The 18,883-nt window shown below is 61.3% G+C and carries 15 protein-coding genes; 7 read left to right on the top strand and 8 right to left on the bottom strand.

Annotated elements, in window-relative coordinates; genetic code table 11:
• Nucleotides 1–5 precede the first annotated feature (5 nt).
• Together MF268_RS22865 and MF268_RS22860 are read right to left on the bottom strand one after the other, a co-directional pair.
• The gene (locus MF268_RS22865) at nucleotides 6–1,880 is read right to left on the bottom strand and encodes a relaxase/mobilization nuclease domain-containing protein (protein ID WP_238373078.1); all 1,875 of its coding nucleotides are present in this window, start codon (nucleotides 1,878–1,880) and stop codon (nucleotides 6–8) included.
• The gene (locus MF268_RS22860; protein WP_114273193.1) at nucleotides 1,873–2,421 is read right to left on the bottom strand and encodes a helix-turn-helix domain-containing protein; all 549 of its coding nucleotides are present in this window, start codon (nucleotides 2,419–2,421) and stop codon (nucleotides 1,873–1,875) included. Before MF268_RS22860 ends, MF268_RS22865 begins: the two co-directional genes overlap by 8 nt.
• Nucleotides 2,422–3,098: 677 nt before the next feature.
• Between MF268_RS22860 and MF268_RS22855 the strand changes: the two genes are divergently transcribed.
• Complete coding sequence (locus MF268_RS22855; protein WP_238373077.1) at nucleotides 3,099–3,890, top strand: nucleotide-binding protein; 792 nt, start codon at nucleotides 3,099–3,101, stop codon at nucleotides 3,888–3,890.
• Nucleotides 3,891–4,038: 148 nt separating this feature from the next.
• Nucleotides 4,039–4,572: a hypothetical protein gene (locus tag MF268_RS22850; protein WP_238373076.1), complete on the top strand. Its 534-nt coding sequence runs from the start codon at nucleotides 4,039–4,041 to the stop codon at nucleotides 4,570–4,572.
• Here the strand turns inward: MF268_RS22850 and MF268_RS22845 are convergent.
• Complete coding sequence (locus MF268_RS22845; protein ID WP_068247265.1) at nucleotides 4,529–4,870, bottom strand: hypothetical protein; 342 nt, start codon at nucleotides 4,868–4,870, stop codon at nucleotides 4,529–4,531. The two genes, MF268_RS22850 and MF268_RS22845, sit on opposite strands and share 44 nt — an antisense overlap.
• 181 nt (nucleotides 4,871–5,051) lie before the next feature.
• Between MF268_RS22845 and MF268_RS22840 the strand changes: the two genes are divergently transcribed.
• From MF268_RS22840 to MF268_RS22825, 4 genes are all read left to right on the top strand, one after another.
• Entirely contained in the window at nucleotides 5,052–5,231 is a 180-nt protein-coding gene (locus MF268_RS22840; protein ID WP_068247264.1) for a hypothetical protein, read from the top strand.
• A 159-nt stretch (nucleotides 5,232–5,390) separates the two neighbouring features.
• Nucleotides 5,391–5,660, top strand: coding sequence for a hypothetical protein (locus tag MF268_RS22835; RefSeq protein ID WP_009819899.1), 270 nt, complete (start codon nucleotides 5,391–5,393; stop codon nucleotides 5,658–5,660).
• 418 nt (nucleotides 5,661–6,078) lie between these two features.
• On the top strand, nucleotides 6,079–7,098 hold the full coding sequence (locus MF268_RS22830; RefSeq protein ID WP_238373075.1) for an IS110 family RNA-guided transposase: 1,020 nt from the start codon (nucleotides 6,079–6,081) through the stop codon (nucleotides 7,096–7,098).
• A 385-nt stretch (nucleotides 7,099–7,483) separates the two neighbouring features.
• Complete coding sequence (locus MF268_RS22825) at nucleotides 7,484–10,462, top strand: TrlF family AAA-like ATPase (protein WP_238373074.1); 2,979 nt, start codon at nucleotides 7,484–7,486, stop codon at nucleotides 10,460–10,462.
• Between the two features lie 86 nt (nucleotides 10,463–10,548).
• Here MF268_RS22825 and MF268_RS22820 read toward each other — a convergent pair whose 3' ends face one another.
• The 5 genes from MF268_RS22820 to MF268_RS22800 form a co-directional block, all read right to left on the bottom strand.
• A complete protein-coding gene (locus MF268_RS22820; RefSeq protein ID WP_238373073.1) occupies nucleotides 10,549–10,779 on the bottom strand; it encodes a DUF6429 family protein in 231 nt (76 codons plus the stop codon).
• 50 nt (nucleotides 10,780–10,829) lie between these two features.
• A complete protein-coding gene (locus MF268_RS22815) occupies nucleotides 10,830–11,087 on the bottom strand; it encodes a WGR domain-containing protein (RefSeq protein ID WP_067296573.1) in 258 nt (85 codons plus the stop codon).
• 85 nt (nucleotides 11,088–11,172) lie between these two features.
• Nucleotides 11,173–12,105: a DUF2493 domain-containing protein gene (locus MF268_RS22810; RefSeq protein WP_238373093.1), complete on the bottom strand. Its 933-nt coding sequence runs from the start codon at nucleotides 12,103–12,105 to the stop codon at nucleotides 11,173–11,175.
• 372 nt (nucleotides 12,106–12,477) lie between these two features.
• The gene (locus MF268_RS22805; RefSeq protein ID WP_238373072.1) at nucleotides 12,478–13,509 is read right to left on the bottom strand and encodes a DUF7146 domain-containing protein; all 1,032 of its coding nucleotides are present in this window, start codon (nucleotides 13,507–13,509) and stop codon (nucleotides 12,478–12,480) included.
• A gap of 3 nt (nucleotides 13,510–13,512) precedes the next feature.
• Nucleotides 13,513–17,892 carry a strawberry notch family protein gene (locus MF268_RS22800; RefSeq protein ID WP_238373071.1) on the bottom strand — a complete coding sequence of 1,460 codons (4,380 nt, stop codon included), beginning with the start codon at nucleotides 17,890–17,892 and terminating at the stop codon, nucleotides 13,513–13,515.
• 175 nt (nucleotides 17,893–18,067) lie between these two features.
• On the opposite strand from MF268_RS22800, the gene MF268_RS22795 reads away from it, so the two are divergent.
• Nucleotides 18,068–18,361, top strand: coding sequence for a hypothetical protein (locus tag MF268_RS22795; RefSeq protein WP_238373070.1), 294 nt, complete (start codon nucleotides 18,068–18,070; stop codon nucleotides 18,359–18,361).
• The last annotated feature ends 522 nt before the right edge of the window (nucleotides 18,362–18,883 follow it).

The raw sequence follows: 18,883 nt of genomic DNA, 5'->3' as shown, positions 1-18,883 counted from the left end.
ATCCTCTAGAGGCCGTAATCGCCACTGGTATCGTCCCGGTCGCGCCCCCGCACCTCGGCGCGCTCGAAAGCCTCGATCCGGGTCCGGTAGGTGGCGGCTGGTTCGCTGTCGCGCCCGGTAATGTCATCACCCGCATCCACTGCGGCGATGGCCTTTAGCTCCGAGAACACGGCTTGTCGCAGACCAGGGTCTTCGATGCGGTCCATGAGCGGATCGATCCGGCCAGCGGCCAGCTGATCCATATCCCCGTCGCGCAGGTCTTGCCGCACGTCGGAGATCAGCTTGTCCAGCGTGGCGATGTCGGCAAGGCGACTGCCCTGCCCCGCGTCAAGAATATCCTGACGCGCCAGATCCGCCAAAAGATCACGATCCATGTGCAGCCCCGCAAAAACATCACGCGCGCGCGCCTGCAGGTCGCGTTCGAGCCCAAGCCAGTCCGAGCGCTCCTGGGCGTCCACTGGGCGTGAGGCTTCGAGTTGCGCCTCGCTGCGATGGGGTGCGGTGAAACGGGCAGCAACTTCTTCGATACTGCTGCCCGCCTCCTCGAGTCGTGCCTCCATCGGTGCCAGAACGCGCGCCAACTCCGCTCTGAAATGACCCAATGCAGCATCGGCCTCGGCGACGAGCGGATTGCCCTCCTCTGCTGCCCGTGCAGCCAGCCTCGCAATCCCCTGAACACTGTAGGGATCGCGCTCGGGCGACACCGATGAAGAATGATCCGCAAGAAAGTCGCGGCCCAGAAGCGTGCCCATTTCGCGGGCCTTCCCCGCAAAGAGCTGTTCCAGTTCGACCTTTTCGGCACCGGGAGCCATGTCCTGAATGGCGCTCCACGCGGTGTCGGCTTCCGCTTGCAATGTCTCGCGGGCGGCGATCAGACGACCGATCACATCCGCTCCGGCAGCGGGGATATCAACCCCTTCGGCAAACCCTTCTTTCACCGGCATTCCTTTCATCAAGTTGGTGGCGGCAAGCTCTGCGCCCTCCGCGATGCGCCCCATCCATCCATCCGGAGGGGTGTCGGCCTCGAGGCGCATCCCGGCGAGTTGCGCCAGCTGCCGATACCCCTCGGCATGCCTGCGTATCTCGGCCTCTCGCAGAGCGCGGCTTTCAGGATCCAGCGGGGCAACCACTGGCTCCCGTCCCTCCTTGCGGGCCGCCTGCAAATCAGTGTCCCGCGGGGCGTTTTCCATGATGCCGCGCGACAGACGGGAAGAGGCATTCAGCACCAGCCCGTGCTCGCCCGCGATCTGCGCATGCAGCTCGCGCATCATGTCATAGCTGATCTCGGAATGGCGGCTGATCGAGAGGAACTTGCCGTCCTCCATCCCGACCTTGTCGACAAGAACATGGGCATGCACATGATCTGTGTCGCAATGAAGGGCCGCCACATACCGATATCGATCCCGGTAATCCCCGCCGAACACCACCTGCGCCCATTCGCGCGAGATGGCTTCCGCCAACTCCGCCTCGGTTCCCTTGGGAAAAGACAGGATGATGTGATCGGTGTGACCCCGTTTCGGCGCCCCGCACCAGGAAGCACTCCAATCGGCAATGACATTTTCCATGCCGCGCTCTCCAAAGACACGATCGATGCCGATCTGGTTCGACCAGGCTGCGACCCGCGCCTCGTCGCGCAGGATGTATTTCATCTGTCGGCGCAACTCTTTGGGTGAATGACACCCGCCCGTGCCGACCCGCTTCACCACGCTTTGCGGCACCCGCAGCGCGTTCCAGGACATTACCGCAACCGCCCCGCCGGACGTGCCACGCCGACGGCCCGACGATACGCGCGCTTCGCCTGCCATGGCTGCAGACCGCCGCCCCACATGAGGCAGTATCTCGCCCAATACCGCCTGCTGGAGGGTGCGTGGTTCAGCCATCGCGCTGCCCCTCCCCAACGTCCCGAAGATCGGACACCCGGACGAAGGACCCGCGCAGCGAGGCCGCGCGCAAAGCCTGCACAGCCCGGGCAACCTCTTCGGCCCGATCCGCAAGCCGACCGACCATTGCCGCGTCGCGCGCGTTCCACCGCAGCTTGCCCGCATGGGCAAGCTTCAGCATCTGCACAAGATTGCGCGCCAAGGCATTGAGCTGATTGGCCGACGCCTTGAGCGCCGTGACCTCGTCCCGGCGAAACGCGACAATGCCGGATGACAGACGGATCATGTGCCGGAGCAAACCCGACGTGGTCATGCCCGTCTCAGCCACAAGCGCCTCGAATGCTTCGGCCTCACGGGCGGACACCCGAACCTGCAGCACGCGGCCCTTTGTGGTTCGATCCGTCACCACACCGCGCGCCCGCACGCGGGCGACAGTGGGCCGGGAGCAGCCAACACGCACGGCGATCTCCCCATCGCCAAGCCCTTGAGCGGCAAGCCGGAGAACCTCCTGTCGGGCTATGGTGGAGAGGCGTTTCGACATGGGCGGCAAGATTTATCATTAGATAGTTTTTGTAAACACGAAAACTCTAATGAGTCGCCGCACAAGTTTTGTCATACACAATACCGTTCCTGTCAACGTCCCTTCGGTCCGTTGTCGCACCTTCGGTGATCAGCAGGCAGGGCCTTGGCCATGCCTGCTGTAAGCCCCACGCGACAACGAACAGACCGAAGGGACACCGCCTCCCCCGCGCCGCGATCCGGGACCCCGGCCCGGATCCTGAACAGGCGCGGGAATGACGTCGGCGCAGCCGACACGATATCCCTTCATTGGCGTTGAATGCTCAAAGGGGTTCTCCCGGAGGGAGAAGAAGACCTTGTGGGATTGGAACGCCTGCGCAGCACCGTGCGTATTACGTCGGCGCTGATACGGATAGTCGATGGTCAGGTGACCCGACACCTCGAAGGCTGATGGCAGCATTGGGAAATTGCCACAACGACGCGAAGGCGAAAAGGATGGACGCTGCAATGAGGGTTGGCGTGAGTGACCTGCTGACCGATTGACCGAACGCGTACGCAGATGATCGCCAAAACAGCACATCACCTCAGCAGCTGCACATCTGTCTGACCCAAAGGTTGAACGCCTGTATCACGCAAGGTCTGGACGCCATCCCGAGGCATCGCCATAACGGCGCAAAATATATGTTATGGAGACATTGAATGCTTGTTGTGACGGCCATCTCCGCGAAGGGCGGTTCGGGAAAGACAACTCTCATACAGATGCTTGCGTCCGCCATGCTCGCACGCGGCCGCCGTGTGCATGTCATGGATGCGGATGCTGACAAGCAGATCCTCGAATGGGAATCAAAAAGCGCGCGCGCCGACTTCGGTGATCTGCCACGCCTTCCATGGCCCACAGGCTTGACCGTGGCCGATGCCCCCGAGACCGTTGAAGGCCTTTACCACGCGCTGGACGGTTTTGAGGCTGAAGGTGTGGATCTGGTTCTGATCGACACCCGCCCCGGCGAACACCCCGACACCGAAACACTGGCGCTGGCCTGCGACATGATCCTGGTGCCGGCCGTGCCGGTACAATCGGATTTCGTGGCGGCCCTGAAAACCCTGACATGGGTAATGCGCATGATCGAGACCCTCGGGCCGGATGACCCCGCCCCGCTGTTTTCCGCGGTATTGATGAACGCGGACAAACGCGCGATCGATTTCGTGACCGCAGGCGATGACTTTGAGCGTGATGCGGCAAGACGCAGGGTTCACCGGCAGGACCTTGAGGTCTTTGAGGTGATTTCCACCCTGCCACTTCTGGCCACGCCGGTGCCCCATCTCGCCGCGATCCAGCGCATGCCGTTGACCGGACCGCTGGGATACGTGCGGGACATTTATGAACAGGATCTTCGTCATCGGTTGCAGGCGGGGCATCTTTCCTCCGCCCTGACACTGTGCGGCGATGTCCTTTGCGACATCGAGGCAATCGTGGACTCCGCCAATGGCTAGGAAGATTCCAAGCCGGTCCGGGACCGCTGTCTCGAACGAAGACAGGCTGGCGCGATCGCGGCAGTTCGCCACGAGCGCCACAAAATATACCGCATTCAATCAGAGTACGGCGGCAGCGGTCGCGACAGAAGGCCCTGCGGCAAATTCAGTGGACAAGAAAGAACCCCGGAAAGGGGAACAGGCAGCCTCGGCTGAAACAGCGCGCATCAACCTAGGGGTATCCACCCAGCCGGTGGCGGATGATGCTTGCAGCACTCGCACCGAAGCGCAGTCTCGAACCTATTATGTGCGCATCGGAGCTGAGGATCAGGCACGGATTGAGGCGCTGGCAGAACGATCTAACCTTGACCCGGACTACGTTCAGCGTGCCTTGATCAAAGCGGTTCGCGCCCGCATACAAAACCTGCGCGACACCGCGACCTGGCATGAGGTTGCCTCTGCTGCGCGACCACGCCTGGCCGAGCCCAAAGGCACTGGTGCCCCCTTCATGAAATCGATGATCAGGCTCGACGCCGCCCATATGGCGGCGTTGCAGACAAGCATTGATGACCCGCTCAACGTCTATGGGGTGACGCAGCTGTTATCCGCCTTCGGTAAGGCGCTGCTGCACTCCGAGATCGAAGAGCTCGCTCAAAAGATCAGCGGCATCGAAGCCCGGGCAGCGCGTCCTGATCCAGCGTAAAGGCATCGCGTGCGGTCACGACAGCAATCTGACCGCCCGCCTCGATCATATCGATGAGCTGTGCCCATTCGGCAGGATCAGCATCCCGTTGCGTTGCGATCCCGTCCTGCACTGAAAAGGCAGCCTGCTCTCCGGTCGCCGCGAGAAAGACAATGCGTTGTGGCGCTTTGTCATCGCTGTGACGCGACAAAAAGTACGCATGGCTCTCGTTTGGGTTGTAGACACGGTCAGGATCGCAAACTAAGAGCAAGGTCCCGTCGTTTGCAGTCGCAGCATAGGTCTCCAGACCTCGCGACAAGCCGATCTCCCACTCGGCAGCGACAGCCGATGAAGCCGCGCCCAGAAAGAGCGCAATATGTAGAGGCCTGTAAAGCAAGTTTGTAAACTCCGTTTTGTGTTGGCCAAGCATATATAGGGACAGGCAGATACCTGCCACCTGATTACTGCGGCTCCGACCAAATGGAGGTCAGGAGAAGAGCATGAAGAAGTATGCGGGATACCCCGTCGAAGTCATTTGGACGACGGTAAACGGTGAAGACGTCGAGGTCGGCGTCGTATTCCAATGGAGCTGCGGCATGCGCCGTACCAGATGGTCCGATGACTTTGATCAGGCGGACGGCGCGAACCTGAGGTACGAGCCCTATGAGGACGCGGGATAGACCGCCTCCAGCCCTAAAATGTTCGCAAGCGACCGGAGCAGGACACGATTGTGATCCGGGCCAATGACACCGAGAGAGGGAACACGCGGGGCAGAGATCGTTGCAAAGGCGACGACGGTTTGTAACGCTACCAAAGAAGACCGATAGGAGACCCATGAGATGAAAGAGATTTTCAACGTTGGCGAGACAATCTTGCTGGACGGCGCGCCGCTTGCACTGGTGACCCCCGATGGCGTCAAGGCCTGGATCGAAGACGGCGTTCAGCACAGCTTTCGCTATGACCAAGTGCGCGATCCGCTGAGCGGCCAGATGAAATACCGCTGTCTCTACGAGAAGTACGGGTCGGATATGCCGTTCGTGCTGGTAGGCAACCCTGACAGTGAAGAAGGCGCGCACGTTATTCTGTTCGACCAGAAGCCAGACGCATAGCCCTTCGGAGTCTTATGCCAAGTGGCGAAGACTAGAGCCCCTCGGCTTCGCCTGGCGGCAGCGTCCGCCTTGCAAGAGGGATGCAGACCCGTCAGGGCTCAAAGCGGATCGTGAAGGCGACCATGTGGCAAACGTTTTGGGATGGCTCAGGATGAGACAGACCAAGACGTATTGGCACAGGAAGACAGCAAGGTCAGAATTCAGGGCGGAGCCCCAGCAGCCCGGCCCCGCTTGCGGGGCTTGCCCATGTCAAAAAGAGCCCAGCAGCGAAATTCAGGCAGGCCGCAGCGTACAAGGCCGCTTCGCAGGTGAAGCATCGTGCTCACCCCAAAGCGGATGAGGTGGGTGGCTCCTGCTCCACCGGCATCGAATGTGCCAAAGTGCAGTTGTCATCGACTGCAAGGAAAGGAGCCACCCAATGACAGTTAAGACAATCGGCCTGGATTTGGCCAAGGATGTTTTTCAAGTTCACGGTATTTCTGAGAACGGACGTGTGATCTTCAACAAGGCAATCAAGCGGGCGAAGCTTTTGACGTTCTTTGAAACCTTGCCGCCTTGCACTGTCGGGATGGAAGCTTGCGGATCAGCTCACCATTGGGGTCGCACATTACGCAGGCTCGGCCACGATGTCAGGCTGATGCCAGCGAACTACGTGAAGCCCTACGTCAAACGCGGAAAGACAGATGCGGTTGATGCGGAAGCGATTTGCGAGGCAGTCAGGCGCCCGACGATGCGTTTTGTCGAGATCAAAACTGAGGATCAACAGGCGGTTCTGTCGATCCATCGCACCCGCGATTTGGCTGTCCGGCAGCGCACCCAGATGGCCAACATGATCCGCAGCTTGCTACGCGAGTTTGGGCATATTCTGCCGATTGGGATTGAGGCGGTCACAGCGTTCGCCAAGCGCCATCTGGATGGAGATCGCCCAGACATGCCGGATATCGCAAACGGCATGCTCGGCATGCAGTGCTATCAGTTCATCGGCTTGAACGAGCGTATTGCGGGTTACACGAAGATGATCGAGCAGCATGCGATGCTGAGCACAGACGCACGCCGACTGATGCGCATGCCTGGCATCGGGCCGATCACGGCCTCAGCGATTGTCGCCACGATCGGGGACGCAAAGCAGTTCCGCACAGGGCGCGATCTGGCGGCCTGGCTCGGACTGACCCCTCTCAACAAATCCAGCGGTGGCAAGGAACGTTTGGGCAAGATCACGAAGCAGGGTGATCGCTACATTCGCAAGTTGCTGGTCGTGGGCATGACGTCTCGCGCTGTCATGGCGAAACGTTCGCCACAGAAGGTCGATCTCTGGACTGCGAAGATCATCGCAGAGAAACCATTCCGATTGGCAACAACCGCCATGGCCAACAAGGCCGCTCGGGCCATCTGGGCGATGCTCACGAAGAAACAGGAATACCGGCAGCCTGCGTTCTAACCGCGCCGACTGCCCACGAGATGCAAGACGTTGAAGTGATGATGCGGAAATAAGTCAACCAAGAGCAAGGACACTCCGGGAATGGCAGCGGCCCTTTGAGGTCGATAAGCCGATTGGAACCTCGCTCGCGGAATTCATCAGGGCCAGTGGAACACCACCACACAAACAGGCCGGACAGACGACAGTACTGACAAAAATGACCGCAGAAATCGCCAAAAAACTCTTGCAATGCAGGAGCCACCCACAGACGCCGTTTGGATTCTACAGCACGCCGCAGCGCGGCTTCCCCAGATCGGTCATTCATGCTTGTCGCAGAAAATTGCGCGGTACAATGTATCCCATGTGACTTGAAGCGCTTCCTCTATGCGCAAGTGGATTAAAAGCAATGACTATTGATTACAAGAAAGATGGGTCGGGATGGCATCGGTGGGATCTCCATCTTCACGGGCCAGGAACCAAACTGGCAAATGGCTACGGCGATACCAGTGAGGAAAATCTCCGCGCCTATCTCGAAGTGCTAGAGGGCTCAGACGTTCAAGTATTTGGGATCACAGATTATTTCTCCTTTGACTCTTACTTGGCCGTTTCAGAGGCGTATGAGCGCCTTTACCCACACGGCACAAAGGTTTTTATCCCGAATTGTGAATTCCGGCTCATGGAAACCGTGAGTTCGGACGGCCGCAATGTTCACACCCATGTCCTGATCGACCCTGCGCTTGCTTCCGTAACGAAGCTGCGCACCTTGCTCAGCGATCTGCATACGCACAAAACTCGGGAAGGGCTGCGCCTTCGCTGCAGTGAGCTCACATCGCGCGAAGAATACGAACAGGCCACAATCAGCCTGTCCGATCTTCAAACGGCTCTCAAGAAGGTGTTCCCCGACGAGACGGCCTATCTGATCGTCACGGCGGCCGGCAATGATGGTCTGCGCGGCGTTGACACGAAATCCGCCCGCAGCAAATCGATCTCGGATGAGCTAGACAAGGCCAGTCACGCTTTTTTCGGGTCAGACAAGAGCACTGGCTATTTCCTTAGTACGGACCGCTACGAAGACGGCAGCCCTTCCGAGAAGAAGCCCGTCTATTCAGGTTCGGACGCTCATGCGATGGCCGATCTTGGCAGGCTCTCCGGCGACGAGGCAGGATACCCGCCGACCTGGATCAAGGCCGACTTGACGTTTAGAGGGCTCCGTCAAACGCTCTTTGAACCAAAGGGTCGCGTGCATATCGGCGAGCATCCCACCGTGTTGGAACGGCTCAATCAGGATGCAACCCGTTTCATCGCGGGGCTGCGCATTGATCAGATTGCGGGATATGCGGGAGCCAAAGGCTCCTGGTTCAGGAATGTTGCGATACCCTTCAACCCCGAGCTAACGGCTATTATTGGCAACAAGGGGAGCGGCAAGAGCGCCATCGCCGACATTCTTGGGCTCCTCGGGGAGTCGCGCCAGCAAGAGCATTTCTCGTTTCTGACCGACGAAGCCCGCAACCGAAAGTTCCGCCAAAAAGGCTACGCCGAAAATTTCACGGCAACTCTGACCTGGGCGAGCGGAACCGAGCGGACGAAAAAGCTCGATGAGGATGTTGATGCGCTCCGGCCCGAAGCTGTGAAGTACCTTCCCCAGAACTACTTCGAAAGCCTGACGAACGAGATCGAGGTCAAAGCGTTTCGCAAGGAGATAGAAGAGGTTGTTTTCTCGCATGTGGAGGAATCCGACCGCATGGGAAAATCGACGTTTTCAGAACTCGAAGACCTGAAGACCGCGCAGAGCAAGAGCGACATTAGCGCCCGAAAGGTACGTCTGCGCGAGCTAAATATCGAGATCATTGAACTTGAGCAGCAAGCAGATCCTTCGACCAGCGCCCGGTTGAAAGAGCAGTTGAAGCAACGGCGCGAAGAGTACCGCGTCCTTGAGAATTCGAAACCTGCGGCTGTCGAAAAGCCGGAGGAAGAAACGCCCAAGCAGCGCGCCGTGTCCGAGGAGATAGAACGAACGCGAGCCCTTCAAGCGACTATCACAGAACGCGGCAAGCAGGCGGTCGACCGACTATCGGCTATCAAGACCGACCTGACGTCGCTCGGATCGCTGAAGGAGTCCATCAACGCTCTCGACGCTCACGTGAAGCAAGGTAAGGAAGAGCTTAGGCCCATCTGTACAAGCTTTGGTCTGGATATTGACCTCATCGTTTCCCACAGGATCAGCACCGAAAGCATCGATGCCAAGGCTACCGAACTTGCCGCCGAAGTGAAGGCGCTGGAGGCCGAGCACGCTGGCGAGTTTACCGAGGGCACGGACTTTGCCGCGCTCACCAGCGTCCCCTCTCTACGCAAAGCCCACCAGTATCTCGCTGATAAACTGAAGGCCTTGCAGGAAACTCTGTCCGCGCCGCAGCGCCGCTATCAGCGCTACCTCCAGACCCTTTCGGAAATCAATAAGAAGATGGAAGATGTCATGGGGGAAGATGAGAGCCCCAAGCCTGGAACCTTCAAAGACTTGGAGGCCCGTATCCGCTACATCGAGGAAGACCTGCAGGCGCAACTTGATACCCGTTATTCCGACCGCGACGATCTCGCGCGTTCGATTTTCACCTCCAAGGAAAAGGTGCGCTCTTTCTACGAAGGCCTGAAATCCAGCGTCGAAGAGAAGCTGGCAACCGTAAGTTCGGAGGCATTCGATGTATCGATCGACGCGTCATTTGTGCCGTCGCACGAATTTCCGGGGCGCTTTCTGGAACTCGTGACCCAGACGGCGCGCGGGCCGTTTCGCGGTGCTGTAGAGGGGCGCAGCGATCTGGAAAAGCGCATGATAGACGTGAACTGGAATGATGTTGAAACCATCCTGAGCTTTGCCAAGACCATCATTGCCGACATCAAAGCGGAAGATATCTCGAAACAGATCAAGGACGTTAAGCGTCTCTACGATCTGCTTTTCTCGCTGGAATATTTCGAGCCGCGCTATGAGCTTCGATTGGGCGGAAAAAACCTGAACCAGCTTTCCCCAGGTGAAAAAGGTCTATTGCTGCTGGTGTTCTACCTGCATCTCGACAGAGAAAAAACACCGCTGATTATCGACCAGCCGGAAGACAACCTCGACAATGACAGCATCTTTACCGTGCTCGCGCGTTGCATTCGCGAGGCTAAGAAATCTCGGCAGGTGGTACTGGTCACTCACAACCCGAACCTCGCCGTCGGGGCCGACGCCGAGCAAATTCTTTACGTGACGCTCGACAAGGCCGACAACTACAAATTCACCTATGAAAGTGGTTCGATTGAAAACCCGCGCATCAACGATGCCATCGTCAAAATTCTGGAGGGCTCCAAACCCGCGTTCGTTCAACGACGACTGAAATACCAGATAAAATAGAGTGTCCGCGTTGTAACGATGCTGCGGATGCGAGCAAATTGCACGCAGATGCAGCGAACGACTGTAAGGTCCCGCAAAGCCGCCCGTCACTCGGCCTTGCTGAACTCCCGCGCGAGAATTTCCCGCGCATGCGCGACCCCTTCTGGGGTCAGGCTCAGCGATTTCGCCTTGTTTTTGGGATCAAAAATCAGGCCTTTCTCGAAAAGCCGGTTGGTGATGGTCCAATCGATTCCCTTCCAGACCTGATCGCCGTAATGCAGCGTCAGGCTAAGGATCGCGAGAGCCGCATCATCGATCTTGTCAGTGTCGAGTGCCATCTCCCCCTCGTTTTCCTGTGTCTGCCCGCTTTTCGAACCGCGGCCGCGCATCATGCATAACCCCGCCGCTTCTTTATCGCCGCAAGTTTCATCAGCGCGGTTACGGCGCGCCCTTCATCTGGATGCTGCTCAATCATCATCTGCCCGCGCGCGCCAATGCGGCCCCATTCGCGCACCAAGCTGGCGCCCCCAAAGAGATCGGGCTGAATGCTCATGCGGTAAAACCGCCGCATGTTGCAGGCTGGATCGATCCGCCGCATCTGCAGGTCGGTCGGGAACACCTCAAGTTGAGCGACAGAGTGAGACATATCGTGATCCAGCAGGCTTTCTTCCAAAATATCAGGTGGAAGCCTGCTCTTCCACCTCGATTTCCCCGCGAGGGGAAAAGGGGGCTCATGCCCCCTTCTCGAACTTCATGACCGGGATGCCGAGCTTTTTGGCCTTGTCGGCTAGGTTCTCCTGGATGCCGGTGCCCGGGAAGACGAGGACGCCCACGGGTAGCACGTCCAGCATAGCGTCGTTGCGCTTGAAGGGCGCCGCCTTGGCGTGCTTGGTCCAGTCGGGCTTGAAGGCCACCTGCGTCACGCCGCGGGCCTCGGCCCATTTGGCGGCGATGAGTTCCGCGCCTTTGGGGCTTCCACCGTGGAGAAGGACCATGTCGGGATACTTGGTCCGGACCTGGTCGAGCTTTCCCCAGATCAGGCGGTGATCGTTGAAGTCGGTCCCGCCGGTGAGGGCGACCTTGGGACCTGCGGGCAACATCACCTCGGTCTCCGCGCGGCGCTTGGCGGCGAGAAAGTCGCGGCTGTCGATCAGCGCTGCGGTCATGTGCTGGCGGTTCACCATCGAGCCAGTGCGGGGGCGCCAGGTGGAGCCCGTGTGATGGACGAACTCGGTGGCGGCGTGATCGCGCATCATGTCCATGCAGTTCCGCCGTTCGATCAGTGTCAGACCTTCGGCCGTCAGGCGCTCGAGTTCGGTGGATTTCACCTCAGAGCCGTCCTGCTCGCGCTGAAGGCGGCGCTGCACCTGCTCGTTCTCGTCGAGCGACCGCTCGATCCGGGCCGTGGCGCGGTGAAAGAGGTTGACCTGGCCCCAGAGCACCTCTTCGAGGTCGGGTTCCATGCGGGTGTCTTCAAGGCTCGCGACGAGGGCATCGAAGATGTCGGCGACGGCGACCGCAAGGCGCTGCCCATCGGGCATCGGGCGCGGATCGGGCTCGTCAAAGGGGCGGTAGCCATAAAGCTGCAGCTCATCGAGCGCATGGGCGGTCTGGGATGCAGTGTGGGCGGGTTCATACGCGTCGTCGTGGGTGTGGATCGTCATCAGTTTCTTGCCTCCGGGCATGTCTCATCCGCGCGACAACCCGCGCGGCCTTCATGGGCAGCACTGAGCCGTCATGGCGGACGCCCCTTCACCCCCTCTTCAGGGCCGGAACGCATGTGGAGGAGGGCGGCAGGCAAGCTATTTGTTTCGCGATGCAAAGCGGGGGCTCGTCCCCCGCGGCGGAAATAGCTTGCCTGCCGCCCTTGATGGGGCGTCCCCTTTGACGGCCGCCTGCCCATCTCTTGAAGGCCGCTCGGGTGTCGGGTGGATGAGATTTACCCGGGAAGAGGCAAAAGGTGATGATCCACACCCACGACAGGACGGCAGGACCCCTACCCCCTCTGCCCCTGACCGCCCCCTGCGCGATGCGGCTCAGCCCAACAGGCGTTGGCGATCCTCAAGCCCGATCTGCCCTGCCAGATGCTGGCGCAGCGCCTCTTTGCCGGTCGCCCGGAGATCATCGTTGAAATCTCCGAGCAGCGGTTCCAACACCCGAACGGCAATCCCGACCTCGGTTGCTCTGGCGCTCAACCTCTCTGCCGCGCGTTGCCCGGCCGGATCGCGGTCGATGGCGATGTAAAGGCGCTGCAGCCCCTTCGGCAACTGGACCGCCCCGAGGTGACCCGACGAGAGCGCCGCCCAGACGGGAAGGCCGGGGGCCGCTTCGGACAGGGACAGCATGGTCTCGATGCCCTCGCCGATCACGAGGATGTCATCATGCGGGGTCAGCCTGACGGCATTGCCGAGGAGGTGACCCATGGCACGCCGCTGCGTCTCGACAGCCGCCTTTCCCTGTCCGTCAGGCGCCAACCAGGTGCGATGCACGCCCTGCAAGGCCCCTGCCCCATCGGTGACAGCCGCGATCAGCGCCGGTCTGGGGATACTGCTGGTCTGGCCCTCATCCCGATGCCAGCACTTCGGATGGAAGCGCAGCGCACTCGTCATGCCGCCTTTGGTCAGGCCCCGGGCGCGAAGGTAGGTATCAGCAAGCGTGCCTGCGACTGGCATAGAGGCTGCAAACAAACGCGCCGCCGCCGCTGGTGTGCCGCCGGGGGCCTGGGCCTTCTTCGGCACTGGCCTATCCGGGAGAACCGGCTGCGGACGGCCCAGATGTGCCCGGGCCTCGGCCAGAAGATCGGGAAAGCGGGAGATCCCGGTCCTCTCGCGGATGATGTCGAGAAGATCGCCATGCTCGCCCGTGGCACCATCGGTGAACTTGCCAGCCGCGCCCGGCCCCGACGCAGGCCCGGTCAGCCGCACGAAGAGCGACCGGCCGGGATTGTTCTGCAGATCGCCAACGATCCAGTAGGATCCTTCCCGCCGCCCGGCGGGAAGGTAATGGCGACACACGCTCTCGGCACTCTCCGCCAATGCGCGGATCAGATCTTCGGTCTCGGAATACATGGCTCAGCACCCTCCGCGCGCATGTAGTCCTGTTGCAGGGCAACGTGCAAGCATACGATCAAGCACTGCGATGCCGCTCGAGTCTGCTGGGCAGAAGAGCCGCAGCTTCCAGGCGATGATCTCCGAGAAGAACCCATCTGCCTTGAGCCGGTCCTTGGCGGCACCCAAAAAGCCCGACAGTTCGATCCGGTTGACGCCCATGACGCGGGACCGGTGCAACTCCATCCCCTCGGCCAAGCGCACGACCGTCTTGCCCTCCAGAACAAGGGCATGGACCTGCGCAGCTGTGAGCTGCGGCGCATCATCCGCCAGCGTCGTCGCGACCCAAGACGGCGAAACGCGGCGACCGATGATGCGCTGACCATCGTCGGTCTGCAGCCGGTAGACGCGGGTCTCGTCCTGCGGCAGTTGCTTCCAGATCGGCAGCAAAAGCCCCGCCACGATATGCAGGGTGGTTTCCGAGAATTCCGGCACCTCGGCCAGTTCCGCGGTCCATGCGGCGGCGAAGGCCGTGCGGTCGGCTTCCAGCCAATGGGTGTCTTCCATGATCTTGGCAGGCACGGTGCTTGCCTCGGTGGGGCGGATCAGCCGCAAGCGGGGCTCGATCGTGCCATCGTCCAGCATCAGGCTGGTGGCGGGCACCTGCACGGCGGCCCGACCCGAGCGGCTGTTGACCAGCAGGCGTGTCTTTGGGTCGTCGAGCCAGTCAAGCGCATCCGCGAGCGCGGTCGGAGCATTACGCCGCTTTTCCGCGATGCTCAGGAGCTGGGTTTCCGCGCCGGAGCCGGGATGGGTGTAGATCACCCGCGCATCCGTCACCCGGAAGCTCTCGGCGCGCAGCGTCTCGAGCCCGAGATCATAGACCCCGGCGGCGATGGCGCCTTCGATCCGTTGGTCCAGAAGCTCCTCAAAGGCCGAAAAGAGCACGGCCTGCATGTCGATCGTCAGCGCCAGCAGGCGATTGAGGAAGGTCGTGATCGGCGGCAGGTCATCCTTCAGCCCATTGTCATCGGTCAGGCTGAGACCGGTCGCATCCTCAAACGCCCCGAGCGAGCAGCCCGCAACATCACCGCGAAAGAGGCGGCGGTAAAGCTGGCGCAGGGCGTCGCGGGCGTAAGGGCTCTCAAGGTTGTCCTCGGGCCGGAACAACCCCTGACCGCCGGTTTGGCGCTGACCGCGCGTGATTGCCCCGAGCGTGTCGAGACGACGGGCGATGGTGGAGAGAAACCGCTTCTCCGCCTTCACATCGGTGGCGACGGGTCGGAAGAGTGGCGGCTGTGCCTGGTTGGTGCGGTTGGTGCGCCCAAGGCCCTGGATGGCGGCATCAGCCTTCCAGCCGGGTTCCAGAAGATAGTGAACCCGCTGGCGCTGGTTCTTGGCCCCAAGATCGGCGTGGTAGCTGCGCCCGGTGCCGCCGGCATCCGAGAAGATCAGGATGCGCTTCTGATCATCCATGAAGGCGGCGGTTTCCGCGAGGTTGGCAGACCCCGCCCGGCTTTCGACGACGAGGTGCGCGGCAGGACCATCGCCTTTTCTCACGATGCGGCGCGAGCGGCCCGTGACCTCGGCCACAAGGTCGGTGCCGAAACGCTGGATGATCTGGTCGAGCGCCCCGGGCACCGGCGGCAGGCTGGCCAGATGCTCGATCAGCGCGTCGCGCCTCCGGGCGGCCTCGCGGCATTCGACCGGCTGGCCATCGCGCGTGACCGGGCGCGAGGAGAGGTTGCCTTCGCTATCGGTGAAGGGCTCATAGAGCTGCACCGGGAAGGAATGGGCGAGGTAGTCCAGGCAAGCCTCTCTTGGCGTGATATCCACCCGCACATCGTTCCACTCGTCCGTGGGGATCTCCGACAGGCGGCGCTCCATCAGCGCCTCACCTGTCGAGACGATCTGGATGACAGCCGCATGGCCTGCGGTGAGATCAGCGTCGATGGCGGCGATCAGGGTGGGGGTTTTCATGGAGGTCAGGAGATGGCCGAAGAAACGCTGCTTGGCGGATTCGAAAGCCGAGCGCGCTGCAGATTTGGCCTGCCGGTTCAGAGTGCCGTTTTCAGCGGTGATATTGGCCGCCTCCATCGCAGCGGCGAGGTTGTTGTGGATGATGGCGAAGGCCCCGGCATAGGCATCGTAGATGCCGCGCTGCTCGGGACTGAGCGCATGAACCAGCATCTCGTATTCGACGCCGTCATAAGAAAGCGAACGGGCGGTGTAGAGACCAAGGGATCGCAGATCGCGCGCGAGCACTTCCATGGCCGCCACGCCGCCCGCCTCAATGGCATCGACGAATTCCGCGCGGGTGGCGAACGGGAAATCCTCGCCGCCCCAAAGACCGAGGCGCTGCGCATAGGCGAGGTTATGGACCGAGGTCGCCCCCGTGGCCGAAACATAGACCACGCGGGCATTCGGAAGTTTGTGCTGCAGGCGCAGACCCGCCCTGCCCTGCTGCGAGGCCGTGACATCGCCGCGCTCACCCTTGCTTCCTGCGGCATTCGCCATGGCATGGCTTTCGTCAAACAGGATCACCCCGTCAAAATCCGCCCCAAGCCAGTCGACGATCTGATCGACGCGGGATTTCCTGGCGCCGCGTTCTTCCGAGCGCAGCGTGGCATAGGTGGTGAAGAGGATGCCTTCGGTCAGCGGGATGTCTTTGCCTTGCGCGAAGCGCGACAGCGGCGTCACCAGCAAGCGTTCCTGTCCGAGTGCGGACCAGTCGCGCTGCGCATCCTCCAGCAGCTTGTCGCTTTTGGAGATCCAGAGCGCTTTGCGCCGACCCTGCGCCCAGTTGTCGAGCAGGATGCCGGCGGACTGGCGGCCCTTGCCCGCGCCCGTGCCATCGCCGAGGAAGAACCCGCGGCGGAAACGGATGGCGTCAGCGGCATCGTCCGGCGCGGCCGAGACCATATCGCCGGTTTCATCGACAGTCCAAGACCCCGCGAGATACGCGCCATGCGCCTCGCCCGCGTAGATCACGGTCTCGAGTTGCGCCTCGGAGAGCAAACCATCGCGCAGGATGGCGGCTGGAAGCTTGGGCCGGTAGCTGGGTTTCGGAGGAGCGACCGAAGCCATGGCCGCCGATTGCACCAGCTTGGTCGGGTGCGGTTCCGCCCCGGGGATGTCGATCGCCTGCAGACGGAAGGTCTCATAAATGGCATCCGACAGGCGCGTGCTGACCCCGTCCTCGGTTGCATCGCGCAGGGTATAGGCGAGATCTGCGGCCTCGATCTGTGGAACGGTGTTGGTGGCGGGTGTTGGTGACGTGATGCGCGATGTGCTGATGGCAGCGCGCGTGGTGCGGGTAGGATTTCCCGGAAAGGGGGAAGTGAGGCCCTGCCGGGCTGGTGCGACCTGCGCCAGCGCAAGGCGCGGGGGGACATGAGTAGTGATCAGCGACAGCAGGCTGGCGACATCAGGCGAAATCGGGCGCGCCAGATCGGCTGTGATGCCGCCCGCCTCGCCGCCGCGGCATTTGTCGAAGACCGAAATCCGCGTCTCGAAGCTGGTGCCGTGCTTGGCGAAGGCCGCACCCGACACAGCGCCGGTGAAGACCAGATGCGCGGTCTCGGTCAGGCGGGCGAAGGTTTCCGCCCAGGCAGGGGCGTCGGGCGCGAAACTGGCACCGGTGATGGCGACCAGCCGTCCGCCGGGGACCAGACGCGCAAGCGCCGAGCGCAGATGCCGGGCTGTCGTCTCGGTGCTGCGGGCATCGACATTGGCCACCGCCGAGAACGGCGGGTTCATCAGGATGACGCTCGGGCGCAGATCCGCGTCGAGATGATCGTCGATCTGTGCCGCGTCGAAGCAAGTGACCGGACGCCCCGAAAAGAGGCGGCGCAGAAGATCGGCGCGGGTGTCGGCAAGCTCATTCAGCGCGAGACTGCCGCCCGCGATTTCTGCGAGGACCGCCAGAAGGCCCGTCCCAGCCGATGGCTCCAGCACCAGATCGCGCGATGTGATCTGTGCTGCCGCCAGCGCCGCCAAGCCCATGGGTAGCGGCGTCGAGAACTGCTGGAACCGCTCCATCTCTTCAGACCGCCGCGTATGGGTCGGCAAAAGGCCGGACACCTTGGCAAGGATCGGCAGCAAGGCGGCGGGCGAACCGGCACGTGCCAGTAGCGCACGGCCGAACTTCCGCAGGAACAGGACCAGCGCTGCCTCGCCCGCCTCATAGGCCAGCTTCCAGTCCCAGGCGCCGGTCGCGTCAGAGCCGCCAAAGGCGCGCTCCATCTCGACGCGCAGGCGCAGCGCATCGATCTGGAAACCCTGCGCCAGATCAGTCTGCAGCGCTTCGGCCACGCTCAAGATCGCAGCGGCCGTATCGAGGGACGGGATAGGGGCGACAGGCGCAAGGGCGCGCTCGGTCGCAAAGGGGGCGAGATGGGTCATCGGGAAACTCCGGAATGAGGAACAGGATCAGGCCCGGACACCCTCTTTCGGGCACCCTCAGGCCTGACCTTCCCCGGCCCTCCTCTTCCTCTCAAACCTCATGATTTTCGCGGGTGGCTTGATTTTGTTCCTATTATGTTCTATGTTAAGACCACGCTAAGAAGGGAGATCCCCGATGGAAAGCACCACTTACGCCCTGCCCGCGACGCCCAAGCAGATCGCCTATGCGCGCGCGCTGGCCCTGCGCAACCAGACGCTTCTGCCGTGGGAGGTTCAGCAAGATCGGCGCTCCTTGAGCGCCTGGATCGACGCACAAGCCAAGCTGAAGCCGGGCACGCAGGACAGCCGCCCGACATCAAAGCAGGTCGCCTTCGCCGAGCGCCTCGCCCGCATTAAGCGCCGTGCCGTGCCGGATGAATGTTTCCGCGACAAGGGGCTGATGTCGAAGTGGATCGACGGGAACAAGTGAGCACGGCACCGGCTAGCTCCGGCCTTCCGGAGCTTCTGCCATACCGTGGCTTGGCAAACCGAGCGTAGTTGCCAACCTATAGATTGGCAGATTTGCCCTTTGGGACATCAGCCTCGGTCAAGCTCCTGTCCGAAGGACCAAGGTCTGGTCGCGGCGGCAGACCGGGACGTACACCGCTGAGACCTTCGGCAACCGCTGCAAGTCGTTGCCGTCTTTCGACCCAGCGTCTTCAGATCTCCCTTCACGTGGGGCTAGTCCATCAATTCTTTAGAAATGGTGATATTGGAGCGTCCATAACGCTGGAAAAGCAACCTCTTCGAAGAAAACTATAGTGGTCTCTTGGGGCAGAGACGTCGCCTTCCTCAGCGCGTCTATAGGAAGCCCAGAAGACCGGCGGACTCGGTCCAAAGCCTCAAAGAACAACTGATGGTCACATGACTTCAAGTGCGTGACGTCCAGCCTGTTGCCGTTTGCCGGTTTCATGTCTTCGGACCCCGCCAAAAAAGCGCTTGCGCCGCAAGG

The organism is Heliomarina baculiformis (genome assembly GCF_019966545.1).
GTDB classification, from domain to species: Bacteria; Pseudomonadota; Alphaproteobacteria; order Rhodobacterales; family Rhodobacteraceae; genus Heliomarina; species Heliomarina baculiformis.
Note: the sequence above shows the minus strand (reverse complement) of the source record. Positions and strands in the feature narration are given on the sequence as shown.